This is a genomic window from Psychrobacter sp. Sarcosine-3u-12 (assembly GCF_002836005.1).
Classification (GTDB): Bacteria; Pseudomonadota; Gammaproteobacteria; order Pseudomonadales; family Moraxellaceae; genus Psychrobacter; species Psychrobacter okhotskensis.
The window spans coordinates 38,755-59,789 of record NZ_PJBY01000097.1 but is presented as its reverse complement, the minus strand read 5'-3'; the positions used below and the strand labels follow the sequence as shown (position 1 = coordinate 59,789).

Annotated in this window: 14 protein-coding genes; 7 read left to right on the top strand and 7 right to left on the bottom strand. The window is 43.7% G+C overall.

What is annotated here, in order from left to right; all coding sequences use genetic code 11:
• Positions 1–61 precede the first annotated feature (61 nt).
• Complete coding sequence (locus CXF65_RS07410; protein ID WP_025652016.1) at positions 62–967, bottom strand: LysR family transcriptional regulator; 906 nt, start codon at positions 965–967, stop codon at positions 62–64.
• Between the two features lie 293 nt (positions 968–1,260).
• On the opposite strand from CXF65_RS07410, the gene CXF65_RS07405 reads away from it, so the two are divergent.
• The 3 genes from CXF65_RS07405 (at position 1,261) to lldD (ending at position 6,081) form a co-directional block, all read left to right on the top strand.
• Positions 1,261–2,964 carry an L-lactate permease gene (locus CXF65_RS07405; protein WP_101211585.1) on the top strand — a complete coding sequence of 568 codons (1,704 nt, stop codon included), beginning with the start codon at positions 1,261–1,263 and terminating at the stop codon, positions 2,962–2,964.
• A gap of 65 nt (positions 2,965–3,029) precedes the next feature.
• A complete protein-coding gene (dld, locus tag CXF65_RS07400; protein WP_227523221.1) occupies positions 3,030–4,736 on the top strand; it encodes a D-lactate dehydrogenase in 1,707 nt (568 codons plus the stop codon).
• A gap of 202 nt (positions 4,737–4,938) precedes the next feature.
• The gene (gene lldD / locus CXF65_RS07395; protein ID WP_101211584.1) at positions 4,939–6,081 is read left to right on the top strand and encodes an FMN-dependent L-lactate dehydrogenase LldD; all 1,143 of its coding nucleotides are present in this window, start codon (positions 4,939–4,941) and stop codon (positions 6,079–6,081) included.
• Positions 6,082–6,348: 267 nt separating this feature from the next.
• Here the strand turns inward: lldD and CXF65_RS07390 are convergent, their stop codons facing one another.
• Positions 6,349–7,617 (bottom strand): tyrosine-type recombinase/integrase, encoded by a 1,269-nt coding sequence (locus tag CXF65_RS07390; RefSeq protein WP_101211583.1) that lies wholly within the window; start codon positions 7,615–7,617, stop codon positions 6,349–6,351.
• A gap of 1,380 nt (positions 7,618–8,997) precedes the next feature.
• Here CXF65_RS07390 and CXF65_RS07385 point away from each other — a divergent pair.
• Entirely contained in the window at positions 8,998–9,684 is a 687-nt protein-coding gene (locus tag CXF65_RS07385; RefSeq protein ID WP_101211582.1) for a hypothetical protein, read from the top strand.
• 130 nt (positions 9,685–9,814) lie between these two features.
• Here the strand turns inward: CXF65_RS07385 and CXF65_RS07380 are convergent, their stop codons facing one another.
• The gene (locus tag CXF65_RS07380) at positions 9,815–10,558 is read right to left on the bottom strand and encodes a zinc-dependent peptidase (RefSeq protein ID WP_025652022.1); all 744 of its coding nucleotides are present in this window, start codon (positions 10,556–10,558) and stop codon (positions 9,815–9,817) included.
• Positions 10,559–10,668: 110 nt separating this feature from the next.
• Positions 10,669–11,661: a RhuM family protein gene (rhuM, locus tag CXF65_RS07375; RefSeq protein WP_025652023.1), complete on the bottom strand. Its 993-nt coding sequence runs from the start codon at positions 11,659–11,661 to the stop codon at positions 10,669–10,671.
• A 312-nt stretch (positions 11,662–11,973) separates the two neighbouring features.
• On the opposite strand from rhuM, the gene CXF65_RS07370 reads away from it, so the two are divergent.
• The 3 genes from CXF65_RS07370 to CXF65_RS07360 all read left to right on the top strand — a co-directional run bounded on the left by CXF65_RS07370 (position 11,974) and on the right by CXF65_RS07360 (position 15,955).
• Complete coding sequence (locus CXF65_RS07370; RefSeq protein WP_227523220.1) at positions 11,974–14,316, top strand: circularly permuted type 2 ATP-grasp protein; 2,343 nt, start codon at positions 11,974–11,976, stop codon at positions 14,314–14,316.
• Positions 14,317–14,365: 49 nt separating this feature from the next.
• Complete coding sequence (locus CXF65_RS07365; RefSeq protein WP_101211581.1) at positions 14,366–15,151, top strand: transglutaminase family protein; 786 nt, start codon at positions 14,366–14,368, stop codon at positions 15,149–15,151.
• A 63-nt stretch (positions 15,152–15,214) separates the two neighbouring features.
• Positions 15,215–15,955 (top strand): peptidase, encoded by a 741-nt coding sequence (locus CXF65_RS07360; RefSeq protein WP_101211580.1) that lies wholly within the window; start codon positions 15,215–15,217, stop codon positions 15,953–15,955.
• A 217-nt stretch (positions 15,956–16,172) separates the two neighbouring features.
• On the opposite strand, the gene CXF65_RS07355 is transcribed toward CXF65_RS07360, so the two are convergent.
• From CXF65_RS07355 to CXF65_RS07345, 3 genes are all read right to left on the bottom strand, one after another.
• Positions 16,173–17,432 (bottom strand): DUF819 domain-containing protein, encoded by a 1,260-nt coding sequence (locus CXF65_RS07355; protein WP_101211579.1) that lies wholly within the window; start codon positions 17,430–17,432, stop codon positions 16,173–16,175.
• 254 nt (positions 17,433–17,686) lie between these two features.
• Positions 17,687–19,351: a DEAD/DEAH box helicase gene (locus tag CXF65_RS07350; protein WP_101211578.1), complete on the bottom strand. Its 1,665-nt coding sequence runs from the start codon at positions 19,349–19,351 to the stop codon at positions 17,687–17,689.
• A gap of 562 nt (positions 19,352–19,913) precedes the next feature.
• Positions 19,914–20,993 carry a DUF1176 domain-containing protein gene (locus CXF65_RS07345; protein WP_227502354.1) on the bottom strand — a complete coding sequence of 360 codons (1,080 nt, stop codon included), beginning with the start codon at positions 20,991–20,993 and terminating at the stop codon, positions 19,914–19,916.
• Positions 20,994–21,035: the final 42 nt, after the last annotated feature.

The following is a 21,035-nucleotide window of genomic DNA, read 5'->3' as shown; positions in this document are numbered from 1 at the left end:
AGGCTCTATTAGCTTTTTTATTTCATTCATCTTTTTATAGACATCAAAATAGGCTTTTTACTTAGCAGTAGTAAGCCTGTTTCCGATGTAATGAGTCTCGCAAATGTGCAACGAGCAGTTTTAACTTTTGATCTGGTTGCCTGGCCTTAGGATATACTGCATACATGCCCAGTTCCTTTCGTGTAAACCGTTGCAAAATCTGAGTAAGTGTATGTTGTTGTATCTCCTCATGGACCAACGCTTGGGGCAAAAAAGCAATGCCTAAATCGCTGAGCGTGGCTTGTTTAATCGCACTAAGATGATTGCTATGAAACCTACCATGGACAGGCATTAATTGCTCTGTGCCGTCTATACATACTGGCCATATGTTGTTAGAGGTATTATCTAACTTATAGATTATGCACTCATGATTGTCTAATTCTTCAGGGGTTTGAGGCGTACCATATCGCTTTAAATAGTCTGGCGTCGCACATATCACCCATCGGCTATCTATAAGACGTCTTGCAATGAGCGATGAGTCTTCAAGCTCAGCGGTCCTTATTGCCAAATCAAAACCTTCTTCTATCAAGTCAACCAAGCGATTGGTAATTTGTAAATCCACCGATATTTCAGGATGTTGTTTACAGAATTCAGCAATAGATTCGCTCAATATCAAATTTGCAGAGACCACAGGCAGGGTTATTCGTATGGTGCCTTTCATATCCTCGCTGTAACCCGTTACTGCATCTTCAGCTTCCTGAAAGGCATGTTTAGCAATTTTAGCTTTGTCGTAAAGCGTCCTGCCGGCATCGGTTAAGCTCAACTTTCTAGTGGTTCTATAAATGAGTTGAGTATTTAAGTTCTCTTCTAATCTTGCAATGCGCTTGCTCACTACTGAATTGGTTAATGATAGCTTTTCAGCGACTTTAGAAAATGACCCTTCCTCAACAACTTGGACAAATAAAACCATATCGTCAGCTTTGACCATACTTGTGCTCCAATTGGCGTAATGCGGATTAGATTATAGCAAAAAAGGAAAATAACATTGTCCATTGATGCAATATATCAATTAATTAACAAGGCGTAGACTATTTTAGGGCTTTTTGAACATGGGCCATAGACTGTCGCAAGTCGTGCTCGGTTTTGTCTACAAGACGGCTTGGATAAATTAGCAGTCCCTGTTTGTGAATGTTTAATACAACTTAGTCATCATTGAGTCGTCAAAATAAAGGCTGCGATGACTTGGTTCAAGGAAGATCACACAATCAAAAGGATGTAATTTTGAATCAAACAATATATGGGCTGTTGGCATTACTGCCAATCGTTCTCTGTGGTATTTTTCTGATAGGCTTGCAATGGTCGGCCAAAAAAACAATGCCAATCATTTTAGCTGTTACCGCTGCGCTTGCCATTTTTATATGGGATATGACGCTTAACCGAGTGTCATCATCTATTATTCAGGGTTTGGTGATAACTGTCTCGGTGTTGTGGATTGTCTTTGGTGCTATTTTTTTGCTGAATACATTGAAAAATACTGGTGCAATCGCCGTTATCCGTGCTGGGTTTACCAATGTATCGCCAGATAGGCGTGTGCAAGCCATTATTATTGCATGGTGCTTTGGCTGCTTTCTTGAGGGTGCCTCAGGTTTTGGTACAGCTGCCGCTATTGCTGCGCCTTTGCTGGTGGCGATAGGATTTCCAGCGCTGGGTGCGGTGTTGATGGGCATGATGATACAAAGCACACCGGTCTCCTTTGGTGCCGTCGGTACGCCTATCGTTATTGGGGTAAATAATGGGTTAGATAAAGCGGCCATTAGCGCTCAACTGGCACAAGAAGGACTACAGTGGGGCGACTTTTTACAACTGATTACCAGTCAAGTGGCTATCATGCATGGTGTCATTGGTACGTTTATGCCACTTTTTATGGTGATGATGCTCACCCGCTTTTTTGGTAAGAATAAAAGCTGGAAAGAAGGCTTCGCTATTTGGCCGTTTGCGATTTTTGCAGGCTTGGCATTTACAATCCCTTATATGATAACCGGTGTTTTTTTAGGGCCAGAATTTCCTTCACTGGTCGGAGGTTTAGTTAGTATAGCCATTGTTGTAAACGCTGCTAAAAGAGGGTTTTTAGTCCCAAAAACAACTTGGGATTTTGCGCCTCAGAAAAACTGGCCAAGCGAATGGATGGGTAAACTGGTGGTCAGTAAAGAAGATGTGACGCTTGATTTAACCAGTAAAAAGATGTCTGCGGTTATGGCGTGGTTCCCTTATTTACTCGTTGCAGTCTTACTGGTGTGCTCAAGAGTATTCGCTGGATTTGAATCCTTATTAACCAGTGCAACGTTAGATTTTACGACGGTTTTAGGAGAGGCAGATGTAAGCGCTAGTTTTAGTCCTCTGTACTTACCTGGAGGCTTGTTAGTAATAAGCGCCTTGGTTGCCGCTGCTCTGCAAACTAAAAAACCAGGTAGTGCACTAAATAATGCCTTTAAAGAATCAACTAAAACGGTCTTAGGAGCTGGTTTTGTACTGGTTTTTACGATTCCAATGGTCAGAATCTTTATCAATTCAGGGGTAAACTTATCAGATGTGGCGAGTATGCCAGTCGCCAGTGCCGAGTTGTTTGCGGGTACTTTTGGCAACGCTTTTCCGTTAATTAGTTCTACCATTGGTGCACTAGGGGCCTTTATCGCGGGTTCTAATACCGTTTCTAACATGATGTTTAGTCAATTCCAATATGAAGCCGCCATGAGCTTACATATTTCACCTTCTCTAATCATAGCGTCTCAAGCTGTTGGTGCCGCAGCGGGTAATATGATTGCCATACATAACGTGGTGGCTGCATCAGCAACGGTGGGTTTACTTGGTATGGAGGGCGCCACACTTAGGCGTACTATTTTACCCACCATATACTATGTGTTGTTCTGTGGCATCATCGTCATGGCCGCCATTTACATTTTTGGTTTTCAAGGGCCCTTAGCATGATGAATGACACACAATCACAAGATAAGGAGCATCATATATCTTCGTCAAATCGCGATTCTCAAGGCATGCTTAGTCCTGATCAAGTCCTGGATAAGCTCACAGACGTACTGGGCACTCGCAATGTCCAGGCTGATCCAGAGAAAAACGAATACTATAGAATGGGATGGCGCTCTGGTGGCGGTAACGCTTTAGCGGTTTTGTTTCCGCAAACCTTGCTGGAAATTTGGCGTTGCCTAGAAGTGTGCGTTGAGGGTAACTGCATCATCATCATGCAAGCGGCAAAAACAGGTCTGACTGAAGGCTCAACACCCAGTGGTAATGACTATGATAGACCAGTGGTTGTGATCAATACTCTTGCAATGAATCAGTTGTATTTGGTGAATGACAACGAGCAAGTGATTAGCTTGCCTGGGGCGACGCTACACCAACTACAAAGTCAGCTGCAAGCGGTGAATAGAGCACCGCATTCGGTGATTGGTTCCTCGACTTTAGGGGCGTCTATTATTGGTGGGATTTCGAATAACTCGGGAGGGTCCTTGGTAAAAAGAGGCCCTGCTTACACTGAGTTGGCTTTGTTTGCGCAGATTAACACACAAGGTCAGTTGGTGTTGGTCAATCACTTAGATATAGGGCTAGGGGATACCCCGGAAGAAATACTGACGAGATTGCAAAATGGTGATTTTGATAAGAGGAAGCTACCTGACAGTGGCAAGATGGCATCAGACAAAGAATATATCGCCAGAGTAAAAGATATTGATGCAAGTACGCCAAGCCGCTTTAATGCTGATAAGCGCCGACTGTATGAAGCCAGTGGCTGTGCAGGCAAGTTGGCGGTATTTGCAGTACGCCTAGATACTTATCCAACCGCTACAAAAGAGAAAGCTTTCTATATAGGCAGTAATAGTGTCAGTGAGCTTGCCCAGTTAAGAAGGCAGATATTATCAACTTTCAAAAATACCCCCGAAGTTGGCGAATATATGCATCGCGATATATTTGATGTATCCGCTAAATACGGTAAAGACACTTTTTTAAGTATCAAGCATCTCGGCACAGATGCCTTACCAAGGTTATTCTCTATCAAAGGCGCTATTGACGCTAAATTTCATAAGTGGTCGTGGATGCCAAAGCATTTCACCGATAAAGTCATGCAGTTTATAGCTAACTTATTTCCAAAACATTTACCTGAGCGCATGCTAGCGTACCGTGATAAGTACGAGCATCATCTCATAATAAAAATGAGTGATGACGGGATAGTGGAAGCTCAAGAATTTTTGCAGTCGTTTTTTGCGGCATCAAAAACCGGTAGCTATTTTGAATGTAGTAAAGAAGAGTCAGAAAGTGCTTTTTTGAACCGTTTTGCAGCCGCCGGTGCAGCATTAAGATATGAGGTCATCCATGAAAAAGAAGTAGGCGAGATATTAGCGCTCGATATTGCTATACCACGTAATGAATTAGAGTGGCTTGAAACCCTACCTGAAGCAATTACACAGCATTTAGAAATGAAGTTATATTACGGACACTTCTTTTGTTATGTGTTTCATCAAGACTATATTTTGAAAAAGGGTAGTGATGCTCAATATGTGAAAACGATGATGCTAGAGCTGTTGAATCAACGCGGCGCAAAATATCCTGCTGAACATAATGTCGGACACTTATATGAAGCAGAACCTGATTTGCAGAACTTCTATAAAAGTTTAGACCCAACCAATACCTTTAATCCTGGCATTGGTAAAACATCAAAAAATAAACGCAACTGCTCGTGCTGTGTGTAATAGTTAGTGTAGGCTGAGCTTTATGCTTCAAAAGCAAGTCAGTTCTATTCATTATGATTAAGCATTCTATCGCTGATCTTTATGCTGAAGCACGAGTACAAAGCTAGAATAAAAAAAGATATATCATTTGGCACTAATCAACACACCATTAGAGATTCAAAAATATTACATAGATATCTAACAGCATAAAAAGGGTAAGCGTATGATTATTTCATCTCCAAACGACTACAGGGCTGCTGCCAAGCGCCGACTGCCACCATTTCTATTTCATTATATAGATGGCGGTGCTTATGAGGAATATACCTTAAAGCGTAATGTTGAAGATTTATCGAAAATTGCCCTTAGGCAACGTGTACTGAATGATATGTCACAGCTCAGTCTCGAGACGCAATTATTTAACGAAACCCTATCCATGCCTGTCGCATTGTCACCAGTCGGTCTCACAGGTATGTATGCACGTCGTGGGGAGGTACAAGCCGCTATGGCAGCCGATCAAAAAGGCATTCCGTTTACCATGTCGACGGTTTCGGTTTGTCCGATTGAAGAAGTGGCGCCTAAAATCATCCGTCCAATGTGGTTTCAGCTTTATGTATTAAAAGACCGAGGCTTTATGAAAAACGCCTTAGAGCGTGCCAAAGCTGCGGGGTGCTCGACCTTGGTTTTTACGGTGGATATGCCGGTACCAGGCGCACGCTACCGAGATATGCACTCTGGCATGAGCGGTAAAAATGCCACTATGCGCCGTTACTTACAGTCTGTGACGCATCCGCAATGGGCATGGGATGTAGGACTAAATGGCCGTCCGCACGATCTGGGCAATATCTCTACTTATTTAGGCAAGCCAACAGGGCTAGAAGATTATATAGGCTGGCTAGGTAATAACTTCGATCCCTCTATTTCTTGGAAAGATTTAGATTGGATTCGTGAGTACTGGGATGGACCTATGGTCATCAAAGGTATTTTGGACCCAGAAGATGCCAAAGATGCGGTGCGTTTTGGGGCAGACGGTATAGTCGTATCCAATCATGGTGGACGACAACTAGACGGTGTTTTATCCAGTGCACGGGCGCTGCCTCCTATTGCTGATGCGGTGAAAGGAGAGATTAAAATCTTAGCCGACTCTGGAATACGCAATGGCTTAGATATTGTGCGCATGTTAGCTTTAGGCGCTGATATTTGCATGCTAGGGCGCGCTTTTATTTATGCTTTAGCAGCGGATGGCGGTGCAGGGGTAAGCAATTTGTTAGAACTGCTAGATAAAGAAATACGCGTCGCAATGACCTTGACTGGTGCCAAAACGATTGCTGATATTAATTCTGACTGTTTAGTAAAGCTGGAGAATTAAACCGAGGCTATAGAGTTTGTCAGTACATGAAGTGAGCTCATGCAGATAAGATACCGGAGATTAGAAGCTGTCAGCTTGGTCGTTGATCACAAGCGCGAGGTTGCAGAAATTCCAATATCTAGGCTACCAACAATAGAATGTTAGGGTGTTTTAGTTGTTATGTGATGACTGGGAATGAGATGCTATGCTATGCAAAGGGCTTATTATGCACTGTGAATGCTAATAGGCATATTATTGTTGAGCGATAACCACAACTTAAAGCAATCATTACGTTGAACCCCTGAGCTTATCTATATAGTCAGCCCAATCTTGCATCATCAGTATTCTAGTATCAATTTCATCTAATCGGTTATAAGCGCCACCATGCGTGTCCTTTATTCTATGTCCTAATTGCAGCTCAGTCACGATATCTGAATAACGCAGTTCAGGCTGTTCCATAAGTAAGGTTTTAGCTGATGCTCGAAAGCCATGAGCGCATTGCACATCTTTATAGCCAAGCCTATGGAATATTTGCACTAGTGTTGCTTTGCTAATATAAGGATTGCTTGAGGCACGTATCGATGCAAATACGCGTTCTTTGTGACCTGTGATTGCTTGCATTTTTCGTAAGCGCTCAATTACTTGAGTGGCTAGTGGTACAACTAAGTGCGATACCATGTCATCACGACCTTCGCCTTTTGTTGGGGAAAACTCCCATAGCTTGTTATCCCAATCTATATCTTGCCAACGCATAGACCGCAAATCGATACTACGCACGAAGACATATGGTAGTAAATTCATTGCTTCTAATGTGATTTTACTTGCACCTTTGAAATTGGACATATCGTTCAGGAGGGTGGCAAACTGATCAGGCTTGGTAATGGCTGGTAAATGGTTACCTGAACTGGCAGGTGCGAGCTCGCCACGTGTATCAATAGCTACATTTCTATCGCATAATCCTCTTGCGACAGCAAATGAGAAGACTTTTTCAGTATAAAGCCGAGTACTGGCACCAACGAAGGTTGCTTGATTTTCATTGTTTTGAATCGCCTCACATACACTTAATATCATCTCGCTTGTGATATCGTTCATTCTTAAGTCGCCAATCTCACGACACATGTATCCTAGACATAAATCCCAAAATTTAAGGGTTGAGTCACTAAACGCGCGCTTTCTAGATTTACTATGGTGACGACTTGACGTTTTGTGATCTCGCCACGCTTGCGTGATTTCAGAAAATGTGGCGTTCTTTAGATGAGCATACTTATTGACTTGTTCTTTTTTATGAATGGCTTTAGGGTCGGAGCCTTGTGCGACCGTGCTAAGTATAGTTTCTGCTTTATACTTAGCTTCATATAGACTGATATCTTCGACCTTACCTAGCATTATTCTAGGGCGCTTACCATCGATATGCGGATGAGCGTACCGTAAGTAGTATTCCTTTTTACCATTTGGATAAATACGAATACTTAAACCCGCGATACCTGAGACACTGACCGAGTAATCTTTATCTCGGCATTCAAGTTTATTGATATCATTTAAATTATCGACAGCCATGAGGTACATCCGTTAGCTTTATAAGCTAGGTAAATTGTGAATGTTAATCTATTACCTCTATACTTAGATTTAGAGTAATCTTTGCGCACGTTTTACGAGTCCTGAAAAGCGTTTTCTGGGAAATGTAGATAGCTATTGGACACTAATATGGACACTGTTATTCATTAGTGAATTTACAAAACCCTTTAAATGGAAGATTGTATACTACATTCATCCCCAACCTTCACTTGGGGATGATTATAGTATAACGACTGAAGGAGGAGTAGGCTATGCGTTTATTGAGCTGTAGGTTATTATTACTGGTTATTTTGGTCAAATAATTGGGGTTAATATAAGATGGATGCTTTGCCTAACATTTGATTGAGCCTATTTTCGACAAAAACCATGCTCCTGTACGTGCACAGAATATAAAAATTAGGGGCATAGTACTGTTCTGTGCAAATTTGGCGGTTGTTAACTCAGTGCTTTAGATGGAATCATATTACGAATAGTGAGGGGTTTTTGATAACTTAAAACAAAAAGCATTACAGCTTAGTTGGTCATGATATTTGCCACTATAAGGTAGATCTAAACCAGACTTGCAGACAGGCTAAGTAGGAGCATTGTAAGATCATACCTGCGCTATTAGAACGGATATGAATTAACAGATAACCAAAAGAGTGATGATTTTTGAGCTAAGCTAATAATCTATAGGTAGTGATATCTTTATATGCCTAACGTATTGCAAAAGCATTCGTACTAAAGAGCCAGATGATTAAGAATAAGAGACTACGCAAAGGGCTAGCTATGCATGGTGAAGATAATAAGCATATTAACCATAGTCAGAACAAGTTCATCGAACAGATTAACTTTGAATGAATGGTAGAATTACTGTATCTACAACACATAGGTTTTTGAAATACATGCAAAGAGGTTATTAGCGACTTGATCTAATATACTAAGCTCAATTAGGGCTCCGCGTATTAAACCTTCAAGGCATATCAGCTAGTAGTTGCGTTAGGAGTGATTACAGTATTTATTTGATAGGTGGTACATATTTTGGTCAAGAAATTATCAATCAGATTAATAATTTACCGTTTGATTATAATTCCATGAATTTACTATCAGATACTACTTATTTAACATAATATACATTATGCGAAAACAAACCAACGGTCTGAGGAAGTTTGGATTAAACAATTATTACAGTTCATGCTGACTATATTTGCTAACTTAATCTCAATGGTTGCTTTGAATGTTGCTCTGAACAATGAGCCGCTATGTATTAACGAACATCACAACCATTATTAATTTATATCTACACAAGTCATTATCTAATCGAACGATCTCTATCTAAAAAATAATTCCAATACCTAATGTTATTACGATAAGGATATTTTTATGATGCCGTCATCTCGTTTTCATATGCCTCAGTCTTATCTTTATAAACCCTCAACCGCTACAAGTATGGCATCAATACTGATGGCCACACTTATTGTCACTGGCTGCCAATCGTCTGCTGAGTCCAGCGCGACCATCTCTAATCCGCAAACCAGCAACGCATCATCACAAGTGCTCTCTGACATGAGCCAGCAGACACTCAGACAGCAAGCGCTACGTATCCAGCGTGCACTCGCTAACAATGACTTTTCTCGTATCACGGATGATATCCATCCCACACGTGGCGTCAGGTTCTCCATGTACGCTTATGTACGCCCTGAAACGGATAAAACCTTTAGCCGTGAGCAATATGCACAATATTTGCAACAGTCAAAAATTCGCTTTACTTGGGGCGAACTTGACGGTACTGGCGACCCATTAGTGATTCCGCTGCCAGAATACTTAGATACTTGGGTTGATGCCAAAAAGTACAATGATAGCGCTGTCAGCATCAATGAGTTTCGTCGTAATGGTAATACCATCAATAACTTAAAAAAAATCTATCAAAAATCCGATGTTGTTGAGTTTTATTATAAAGGTAGCGAAGATTATGATGGTATGGACTGGCGTGTATTGCGTTTAGTGTTTGATAATTATCAAGGCAAACGTTATTTGGTGGCTATTGTTAATGATCAGTGGACGGTCTAATTAGATAATAAGCACATGATTTAATTATTAAAGATTAAATCATGGCAGTGTATTCTGTATGATGCACTGCCCTTTTTGTGTTTACACTGTTATATATTCATTTTTTAATATGTAATATATTTAACATCAACTACATCGGTGTTTGCTTAAAAAACTTGACCATAATCTCATAGATATCTGGATATGCGTCGACCAACTTTTCTGGCGTCTCAAAAAACACTTCGCTGAGCACCGCAAAGAACTCAGCGGGATTGGTCGCGCCATATCGATCCAGTCCTGACTTACGATGCGTTTGAAAATCCTCAAAATCTCGCGCCATAACCTCCGTCCAGCGCGCAGGATCCATGCCGGGTTGCAATGGTGGAAAGCCATTAGCACGGCCATTGAGCATATCGAGCTTATGGACAAACTCATGAATGACGACATTGTGACCATCGCGTTCGCCTGAATGCTTGGCATCCTTCCATGACAGAATGACCGGTCCACGCAGCCACGCTTCGCCGCTACGATGTTGGCTGCCTTCATGGACGATACCGAACTCATCTACAGTGGTACTGTCACTTTTGTAAGAACCGGGATAAATGATAATGGACGACCAGCCAGCGTACCATTCTAGACTTAGATTCAATATCGGCAAACAGGCTTGTAAGGCAATGGACTGCCTGACTGCATCTGTGATTTCAAAGCCTTGTGCGCCCGTAATGGATTTATCATCCAAAAACAACGTCGCCAACTCAAACAAACGAGTCATCTCGTCCTCGTTTAAGCGCTCAAGTATCACAATACGCTTGGCAGCCTGCATCCAGTCCGCCTTAGTAAAGTCACTGTTATCGAGTACGCGCTGATTGTGCCAGTCTTTTATTATGCTAAACATGCGTTGTTTTCCTTAAAATTGATTATCAAGCGTTGTTGTTATAATGATAACTGCAAATATTCATAGTTAGACTTATCTTTTGTAGCGCTCATGGATGATATCTCTGTATATCAAGCCTCTAATGACAGCATATTCATAATCAATTTAATCAACGTCTCTTTTTGATTGGGATCAGACTCAGCGACCAGTAAGGTTAAAGCAGCAAGTCCCGTGTTATTAATGACCATTTCGCCACTTTCATTGAGCAGCCGCTTATTACGATGTAAAAAATCCACGAATAAGAAAGCACCACTGCGTTTATTGCCATCGGTAAAGGGATGGTTCTTGACCATAAAATACAATAAATGCGCCGCTTTACTCTCGATAGTCGGATAGGCAGGCTCGCCAAACACGGTTTGCTGCAAATTGCCCAGTACACTGTCTAACCCGTCACCGCGAGGCTTGGCAAATAGCTCAGTTGCCTCACCGCGTGATATTAATTGCGCTTTTAAATTGTTTAGTGCGCTCATCGCTTCAGTTAGGCTAGGCAATACACCGCCCTCCTGCCCTGCTGGATCGTCAAGCAAGCCTTCATCATAGCGTTGTAGCCATAAAAACGTCTGCGTATAACGGCTGATAATCTCAATTAAGCCGCGCCCTTCATCAGTATTCAGCTCAGGGCTTTGGGCTGTTTTTTTGATTAAGTTTAACGCTTGCTGGAGCTCGGCAGAGTTTTTATCGAAGCGTTGCTGATTGAGCGTATAGCCTTGCACTAAGTATTCACGTAAGCGCTGGGTCGCCCATATACGAAACTGCGTGCCTTTTTTAGAATTAACCCGATAACCCACAGAAATAATGGCATCTAGATTGTAAAAGCGAATGTTGCGTCGCACTTGTCGGTTTCCCTCTTTACGAACTACCGAGGATTGCTCGGTAGTTGCTTCGGGGTCGAGTTCGCCTTCTTTATAGATGTTTTTTAGGTGCAAACCAATCGTATCAGAGTCTTTTTCAAACAATGTCGCCAGTTGCGCTTGCGAGAGCCACAAGGTGTCGCGCTCTAGACGAATCTCAATTTGAGTTTGCCCATCATCCGCCAAATAAATCTCGAACTTCTTTTCATCCATGTTGCTCCATCCTCTTAAATGGGTTTATAAAGGTTTGTTCAGATGAGCACTTCATATAAGTACCATCGCTAGTGAACCCTTAAGAAAGCAAGATATCGCTGTTTTTTGCAGCAGTTAAGTTATTGTTGTGTTGTATTTTAACGGTGACAACTTTAAAAAAGTCACAGGCTTATTGTGCATAGGCTCGTAGACGCGCTATAGTCAAGACAAGGCACAGGCTACATATTGGACGTCTTGCACCTGCCGATCTGCCTATCATAACCCGTGTATGCGTCATAAATAATAACTTTACCAAGGATGCGTGAGGTATTTATGAACCAACAATCACTTCAATCTCAAAGCCAAAATGATGGCCAAAGTCAAAGCCAAGATCAAATGGCGACTTCTCCTAACCCAACCATAAGTAAGAGCCACGCAAAAGACAAGCAAAAAAAGCGACAGTGCTTCGATGAACTACAAAACGAAAAGGGTGAATATCGTCCTGCAGCTAAGGCTGTCGGCGATTGGCTAGACAACATCAGTATGGATGCGCTCAACCACCTGAACGAGCAAGCAGAAAATATATTTTATCGTAAGGGCGTGACTTTCACTGTCTATAGCGATGCCAAAAACATTGAGCGGATGATTCCTTTTGATATCATTCCACGCATTATCTCCGCCAGCGAATGGCAGCAAGTAGAAGCTGGTTGCAAGCAACGGATTACTGCGCTCAATGCCTTTTTGCATGATATCTATCACGATCAAGCCATTATGAAAGCAGACATTGTTCCTGCCAGCTACGTCTATGCCAGTGGTTGCTATGAGCCATGGATGATGGGCATTGAACTTGATAAGCCTATCTACTCGCACATCAGTGGTATCGATCTCATTCGAGACGAGACCGGTCAATTCTGTGTATTAGAGGACAATCTTCGCACGCCATCTGGCGTCTCCTACATGCTGGAGAGTCGCAGTATTTCAGAGACTCTATTAGCTGATTTGTTCGCTCATACGCCCGTATTAGGGGTTAGCGACTATCCGCAGCGTCTCAAATGCTGTCTTGCCAGCTCAACCACCAAGTATGATCCACAAATTGTTATCTTAACCCCCGGTCGCTTCAACAGTGCTTATTATGAGCATGCTTTTTTGGCGCATGAGATGAATGTACCACTGGTACACGGCTATGACTTGGTGGTTGAGGACAGCAAAGTCTACATGCAAGGTATCCGTGGTAAGGTACAAGTCGATATCGTTTATCGCCGAATTGATGACCCTTACATTGATCCCTTGGCATTTCAGTCCAACTCAATACTAGGCGTGTCGGGTCTGATGAGTGCTTACCGCGCTGGTAATGTGGTCGTCGTCAATGCGCCCGGCACTGGTGTGGCAGATGACAAAAGCTTGTACCCCTTTGTGCCCGATATGATTGAGTTCTATTTGGGTGAAAAGCCCATCTTGCCCAATATCGAGACCTATCAGTGCCGCAAGCCTGACGAGCTAAGCTATGTACTAGACAATCTAGACAAGCTGGTGGTCAAAGAAACCCAAGGCTCCGGCGGCTATGGCATGCTCATAGGGCCAACCTCTACCAAACAAGAGATCAGCGACTATCGCAAGCGTCTGCTCGACAACCCCAACGGTTTTATTGCGCAGCCTACAATTTCATTATCTACCAATCCCACCGCTGTTAGTGATGGTATCGCCCCGCGCCATATTGACCTGCGCCCCTTTGTACTCAGTCATGGCGACGGTTCGGTCGATATCGTACCGGGCGGTCTTACTCGTGTGGCGATGGTCGAAGGCTCGTTAGTGGTCAACTCATCACAAGGTGGTGGCATCAAAGATACTTGGGTCGTCGATGACAGCAGTTTAGAGAAGAGATCTTCAGACAAGCGTAACGCGCCAGCTTCGAGCAAAGCCGCCTTGGCTAATGGGCAGGCGGATAAGTCTAACAATCTAGCACTGAGTGCTGCTGGTCACGCCAGCTACCACAATCGCATACAGCCTATCGAAGCGGGTTTTGAGGACCTCGATGATGCGCCAATGATATTGCTGCTGTCGACCAGTAGTCATTTGATCTGGCTCGGTAGGTATAGCGAGCGACTCTACTACTACGACAGCCTAATGAAACAGTTGATCAAAGGTGACCTAAAAAAATCACAAATACAGCATTTAATCAGCCATTTAGGCTTTGCGGCAGAGGCGAATGAGCCGCTAAAAGTAATGAAGGCACAAATACTTTACGACTTAGAGCAAAAAAGAATCCCTAGCGTGGTCCAATCCATTGAGACAAATGTGCAAGAGGCCAAAGGCGTGATTGGCAAAGATACTGCAGAGCTGTACAACCTCATTAAACGCTTATCAAGTGCCGGTACTTATCGAGCAGCGACGCTACAGCTATATGCCTGTAATGCAGCAATGGAACAAGAGCACCCTACCGTGACGTGTTTTTGGCAATTAGGTCGGTATTTTGAGCAATTAGAGCGTGCGGTCCTACTCAATGAGGACACCACCGAGATTAGTCTTGAATTTAAGTATTGGATTAATCAGCTGCCAGAAAACACGCGCTGGCGTGAACTGACTCGCTTGACCAATCAGATGATCAAATCAAAGCAATTTAGCGACTTTAAGCTTATTAGCCGAGAATTCAACATCATATTACAGCAAGGTGTATAGCGTTTAGCTTAGTAAAATAGACAAAAAGCACCTTAAAGAGGAAGACATTATGAAACTTCAAATAAGTCATCAAACCAATTATTACTACGGCGAGCTGGCACAGCGCAGCGTTCAGTATATTCGTATGACGCCGATGCAATTACCGCATCAAACGATTCATAGGTGGGATGTGATGCTGCCTAAAGTTGCCGTCAATCAAAAAGACGGCTTTGGCAATGACTGGCTAACGCTTAGTCGTAATGAGGCACACAATAACTTGCAAATGCAGGCGTCCGGCATTGTCGAGATCAATACCGATACCGAGCGATTAGAGGACATGGACAACGTCCCCTATTTGCTATTTACGGTACAAAGCCCATTGACTAAGTGTTCAGAGGCGATGCGCGCCTTTGCTGCACCTTATCTAAAAGACCCGACCCATGACAGCCTTAAAGCCATGGCGACTGAGCTATTGACCAAAATGCCTTATATAAAAGATGCCACCCACGTGGGAACGACGGCAGCCGAAGCCTTTAACATCGGCGCTGGTGTGTGCCAAGACCATACCCATGTATTTTTAGGCTGCTTGAGGGATCAGCATATCCCAGCGCGTTATGTGTCAGGTTATCTATACGATGACACAGAGAATCATATGGCCAGCCATGCTTGGGCAGAGGTTTGGCTAGAGGGCTACTGGTATACCTTTGACATCTCAAATCTGCTGTTCCAGCCAAGCTCGCATGTGTATGTCGCTATTGGTCGCGATTACTTAGATGCCGCACCAGTACGCGGGGTAAGGATGGGCGGCGGCTATGAGAATCTTTACAGTCAAGTTTTGGTCTCAAGATTGTCATAGTAATAGATGCAGTCTATCTATCAAGATCAATATCGATTCTGCTTATTGAGATAAGGATTTTTTATGACTTACTGCGCCGCTATTCGTCTAAAAGACGCGATGGTTTTTGCGAGTGACACCCGTACCAACGCTGGCATTGACCATATCTCGACGTTTAGAAAACTCTACCAATACGGCGTTGAAGGCGAACGTTTTATGGTGCTACAGACCGCTGGCAGCCTTGCTACCTCACAAGCGGTCTTTAATAAGTTAAAAACCGATATCAACCTGCGTTCTGAGAGCAGCTTACATACCGTCGCGACACTGTTTGACGCGGCGCAAATGGTGGGTGAATGCATGCGTAGTATCATGACTCATGCTCAAAGCGTCGCTAACGATAGTAATAGTGGCACCTTTACCAGCTCGTTTATATTGGGCGGGCAAATCAAAGGCCAGCCTCCTGAGCTATATATGATCTACCCAGAAGGCAACTGCATTAGAGCCACGCAAGATACGCCGTTTTTTCAGCTGGGTGAGAGTAAATACGGCAAGCCCATTCTCGACCGCTCGGTTAAATACGAGACAGACGTCAAGCATGCGACCCAAGCCCTGATGTTGTCATTTGACTCAACCATTCACTCCAATCTGTCTGTAGGTATGCCCATAGATTTGTTGATTTATCAAAATGACAGTTTGAAGATGCCTAAGGGTCGCCGTATCGAGCAAGACGACGAATACTTCAACGACATCAGTCGTCAGTGGTCGGTTGCACTACGTAATACCTTAAGTGAATTACCTGAATGCCCAGCAGATTATTGGGAATAGAAAAATGATTGGCGCAGATGAAGGCTTGATAGTAGTAATGAATCAGAATAGATAGACTAAGATCAATATTACTTTTCACTGACTATATCAATAAAAAAAGAGAGGGCTTGGTCAACAAGCATTCTCTTTTTTTTGGAAATTAAGCCGTTAATAAATGCCTCACATACAGTACCCAAAGCTACATTTATGGTTTATGTACACTAAGGCTTGTTAGCGCTCACCCTACCACTAGCCGCATCATCTGTGTACTGATATAACCACCAAAGGTGCCCACCGCATAGCCTAAAATACCCAAGAATACGCCAACGGGCGCCAGTGAGGGGTGAAATGCCGTGGCGACAATCGGGGCAGAAGACGCGCCGCCGGTATTGGCGTTAGAACCCACTGCTAAAAAGAAAAATGGTGCACGAATGATTCTAGCGACAATAAAGATAATCACCACGTGAATACTCATCCACAATAGACCAATGAGTAGCAAGCGCCACTGCGAGACAATACCGGCGAGATTGATTTGCATACCGATAGCAGCAATCAATACAAAGATAAATACCGTACCAATTTTGGAGGCACCAACATGATCAAGGCGACGAATTTTGGTAAAGGAAAATACTACCCCTATTAAGGTGATAATCACCACCATCCAAAAGAATGAGCTGGCAAAGCTGTATTGTACTGCCCAGCTATAGGGTGCAAAGAAGCCTGCTATCTGCCCGCCGATAAAGTGCGCCACTCCAACCATCGCAAAACACAAACCAAACATCACCATCAAATCATTTAAAGTCGCCGGACGGGCATGATCACGCTCGTAGCTCTCTACAGCGGCGATGACCTTATCAATACTACTGGTATCAGCCCGTAAAAACTTATCTATCTTAGCGCTGTGCTTGGCCATGACCAAAATAGCCAACAACCATAACGACGCATTGGTAGTATCGACCAAGATCATCATGCCAAACAAATCATCACTCACGCCAAACAATTCCTTCATCGCCGCTTGGTTTGCTGCACCGCCTATCCAACTACCCGCCACCGCCGAAAAGCCGCGCCATAGAGTATCGTCGGTAAACATCTCAGGTGACACCCATTTAGCAATGCCTAAGCTAATCGGCCCACTGATGACAATGGCGATACTGGCGGCAAAAAACATGGCAATGGCCTTCCAGCCAAGCCCCAATATCTTTGGCACATCCATTGATAGGGTCATCAATAGCAAACTTGCTGGCAACAAATAAGTGGCGGTAAAGCCATAAATCTGTGAGCCAATGCTGTCAGCAAAGATGCCAAGGCTGTTTAGGGTTGCTGGGATAAAGCAGCACAGTACAATACCCGGCAATACCGCATAAAAACGTCGCCAAAATTTACCCGGTAATCCTTGAGTATAGAACACCAATCCGATAACCGCCATAATGACGCCAAAGGCTACTGGTAAACTGTCTACCTTTAATTGAGCAATGGTTAAATGAGAAATGTCGAGCATCAAATGGCTCCGCAGCACACGATAAGTAAAGGCTTGTCAGTATAGACAAGGCAAAAAAGACCTGCAAGCAACGATTGACTACAGAGATAGCTTTTGTTTGTTTAAACTGCTCACCAATACTCATTGGCTATAGATAGAACCACCACGCGTAAAAAAGCCAGATAACAAGTATCTGGCTTTTTTACGCTATTTTATCCGATCAAGTCAGTGGCTATTTTATTAATAACCTTTATTAATCATTAAATATAACGGTATTACGAGTTGTTGCTACGATTGCCACCGCTTGAACGACCTTGACCACGGCTATCAGCACGACCAGCTGGGCGACCTTGGCTGCCACTTGGACGACCACGACCCGTTGCAGCACGCTCACCGCGTGGAACGCCAGTGCTATCACCACGGCTAGGAGCACCAGTGCGCTTGCCTTGATACGGCTTGCCACCTGAACGCTCATTTGGCTTGCCAGATGAATCACGTGGCTTACCTTGATAACCGCTGTCATTGCTAGCGCGTTGACCAGTTGCTGCGCTGTCGCTTGAACGACCACGAGCATTAGCAGGATTGCCTTGATAGCCACCGCCTGCGCGACCACGGCCTTGACCGTTACCGCCGCCACTTGAGCGTCCGCGACCACGGCCACGACCATTACCTTTGTTTTCGCTAGGTACATAAGTCTTCTTAGGCTCCATACCTTCGATGATCGATACTTCCATTTTACGATCTAAATAACGGTTGATCGCGTTTAGCTGTGGACGATCATCCATGCTACATAGGCTGATGGCAATACCCGTACGACCGGCACGGCCACAACGACCGATACGATGCACGTAGTCTTCTGTTTGACGTGGTAAGTCGTAGTTAATGACGTGCGATAGTGCTGGCACATCAAGACCACGAGCGGCAACATCCGTTGCTACTAGGATTTTGACTTTGCCGTTACGCAAGTCTTGAACGATACGGTTACGCTTGCTCTGTGGCAAATCGCCATGTAAGAAGCTGGCTTTATGGCCTTGCTCTTGTAAAGATTTGGCTAATTTTTCAGTACTACGTTTGGTCGCAGCAAAGATGATGACTTGTTCCATCTCTTTATCGCAAACAATTTTGTCAAGCAAACGGTTTTTATGATCAAAATCATCACAGTAGTATACTTTTTCTTCGATATGCGCTGATTCAACTTTGATTGATACACGCTCAGGGTTTTTAGTGAAGCTGGCAGCGATTTTACCTACTGGGCCATCCCAAGTCGCTGAACACATAATCGTCTGACGATCAGTCGGTGCTGCGCGTAGAATGTCGCTGATATCATCAGCAAAACCCATGTCAAGCATACGGTCAGCTTCGTCAAGTACCAAGACTTCTAGGCTTGATAAGTCAACGCGACCGGCATTGATATGGTCGAGTAAACGACCAGGGGTTGCAACGATAACTTGAACGCCTTTTTTCAAAGCAGTAATCTGACCATTGTAAGGAGCGCCACCTACTAATGGTACGCAGAATAGACCACGCATATCTTTAGAATAAGTACGTACGCTATCATGTACTTGCTGAGCAAGTTCACGCGTTGGCGTTAGGATAAGGGCTTTGGTTAATTTATCAAAGCTAGTCGCACGGCTTAAACGGTCAAGTACAGGGATAACGAAAGCGGCTGTTTTACCACTACCAGTTTGCGCTGACAATAATAAGTCACGACCTGCTAGGGCAAAAGGAATGGCTTGTGCTTGAATAGGGGTTGGGTTGGTATAACCACTGCGATCAAGTGCGGTCAAAATCGGCTTGGCAATACCCAGATCAGTAAAAGTGACTTGATTTTCGTCAGAAGCGTCAGCGTCAGTAGAAGCTGCTTCATTAGTAGTCGTGTTTTGAGTGGTGTCTTCGATAATGCCATTTTCAGCGGCGATTGCAGATAAGATGTCAGTCATGAGAATCCTTGGTAAGTATAAGTTGCTGTAAATTCAGCAAGCTTGATGCATACCACTGATAACCGTTCACCACGCAGCTTTTATTAAATCACTATCAAACCATATAAAATAGCTGATAATCAGAAGCCAAGCCAATAAAGCTTCACTTCTTTAATAAATGCGTTCGTGCTGTCTGACGTATTTTGGTGGTAGTGCCGAGTGTCTCATCCTTGTTTGCTAAAAACGCATTATCGATGCTTTGTCCAAAGCAGATAAAGGCAAGTAACAACCAATCTATCCCATACATGGGTTAGTAGATAAGATATGAGTCAAAAATAACTGATATTTATAAAATGTTATTTAAGTACACAAAATCATCGGCAACAATTACTTATGGTCATCCTAGACCCAAAATCGCAGGCGATGTTATCAATCTCATAATTCACGCTAGTCAATGCTAACGTGGCGACGCAGTATAGCACAGTAAAAACATTATCTGTATCTATTTTTATATTTACTATCAAAATAAGCGCTATCTTCTTAATAATGCAGTGTTTAATAAAGCATTAATATACATAAGCTGCTAGCGTGACATTTTGACTTCTGTTACGTAAGTTGGCATTTGCCATGCCCCGCCCGCTTCCACCATGCGACATAGCCCAGTGGTGCTTTCATGGCTTTTTTCAAAAGCTTTACCGGTCCATACCCAGTCAGTTTTAGATAAGCAGTCGCCAATTCCGCGACCTTTCTGTACGGAAGTAATTTTACCTTTGTCGTAGTCAGTCGCACTAGTGGTGACCAAGGTCGGCTTATAAGGCTTCGTGTCATTGAGTACCCAGATGCCCATGCCAGCGTTATAAGCCCCTGTCCAGCACTCGTGTTGCGCCAACAACTGCGTACTGTTTAGACGGCTGACGCGCCATGAGTTTTTGTCAGACAGGCTTGGGCAGTCGCTATCCGCGTCTCGCATGGTGCTTTTCATCATCGCTGACAACTGCGAGGATCTCATGACAAACTTTTTATTGCTGCTGGGCGCAGCATTAGGGTTTGGTGCGACAAAACGCAGTGACGGTGCAGCCTTAGGCGGTAAGACCGTACTGTTTGGCTTCTTAGCATCATTACTACGGACAAAAGCACTCGATGTGCCTACGCGACCTTGGGCTTCATCGGCCTTGAGCATAACCGAACTGGCGCCTTTATCAGACAATTGCCAGCGTGAGTTGCGTAGTACCAGCTCAATCTTGCTCGATTTAGTCAAAGCCTCCAATAGGGCGCTCACCTGCGCTGAGGTCAGCTCAGCATTGCCCGCTGCAGCGGAGAAAGGTTTGGTTTCACCCAGATCCTTGCCGTCGATAAACAAGGAGATGCGATGGCGATTGCCTAGTTGCATCAGAGCTTTGGCAGAACTTTCTTTAGCCCCGCCAAACTTGACCTGACCATCTACGCTGGCATTGGCCCCTGCACGGCGTATCAACAAGACAGAGACGGGTAATTCACTATTGTTTTCTGCTTGGTATCCTGCCAGCCGGCAAGTACGGGTATTATCACAAGCAACCTGCCAGTCTTGACTGGTAAATTCAACGGCCGCCGCATGGCTCATAGCGCTCAACGACGTGATAGTAAGTGCGGCAAGTATGGGTAACAAAATTTTATTTTTAGACATCAATGTGGTTATCTTTATTGTTTTTTTAACTTTAGTTTTAGA

Excerpts from the sequence above, each read along its gene's own strand:
- CXF65_RS07410 (WP_025652016.1), bottom strand. The coding sequence starts at position 967 with ATGGTCAAAGCTGACGATATGGTTTTATTTGTCCAAGTTGTTGAGGAA.
- dld (WP_227523221.1), top strand. The coding sequence starts at position 3,030 with ATGCTTAGTCCTGATCAAGTCCTGGATAAGCTCACAGACGTACTGGGC.
- lldD (WP_101211584.1), top strand. The coding sequence starts at position 4,939 with ATGATTATTTCATCTCCAAACGACTACAGGGCTGCTGCCAAGCGCCGA.
- CXF65_RS07390 (WP_101211583.1), bottom strand. The coding sequence starts at position 7,617 with ATGGCTGTCGATAATTTAAATGATATCAATAAACTTGAATGCCGAGAT.
- CXF65_RS07385 (WP_101211582.1), top strand. The coding sequence starts at position 8,998 with ATGATGCCGTCATCTCGTTTTCATATGCCTCAGTCTTATCTTTATAAA.
- CXF65_RS07380 (WP_025652022.1), bottom strand. The coding sequence starts at position 10,558 with ATGTTTAGCATAATAAAAGACTGGCACAATCAGCGCGTACTCGATAAC.
- rhuM (WP_025652023.1), bottom strand. The coding sequence starts at position 11,661 with ATGGATGAAAAGAAGTTCGAGATTTATTTGGCGGATGATGGGCAAACT.
- CXF65_RS07370 (WP_227523220.1), top strand. The coding sequence starts at position 11,974 with ATGAACCAACAATCACTTCAATCTCAAAGCCAAAATGATGGCCAAAGT.
- CXF65_RS07365 (WP_101211581.1), top strand. The coding sequence starts at position 14,366 with ATGAAACTTCAAATAAGTCATCAAACCAATTATTACTACGGCGAGCTG.
- CXF65_RS07360 (WP_101211580.1), top strand. The coding sequence starts at position 15,215 with ATGACTTACTGCGCCGCTATTCGTCTAAAAGACGCGATGGTTTTTGCG.
- CXF65_RS07355 (WP_101211579.1), bottom strand. The coding sequence starts at position 17,432 with ATGCTCGACATTTCTCATTTAACCATTGCTCAATTAAAGGTAGACAGT.
- CXF65_RS07350 (WP_101211578.1), bottom strand. The coding sequence starts at position 19,351 with ATGACTGACATCTTATCTGCAATCGCCGCTGAAAATGGCATTATCGAA.
- CXF65_RS07345 (WP_227502354.1), bottom strand. The coding sequence starts at position 20,993 with ATGTCTAAAAATAAAATTTTGTTACCCATACTTGCCGCACTTACTATC.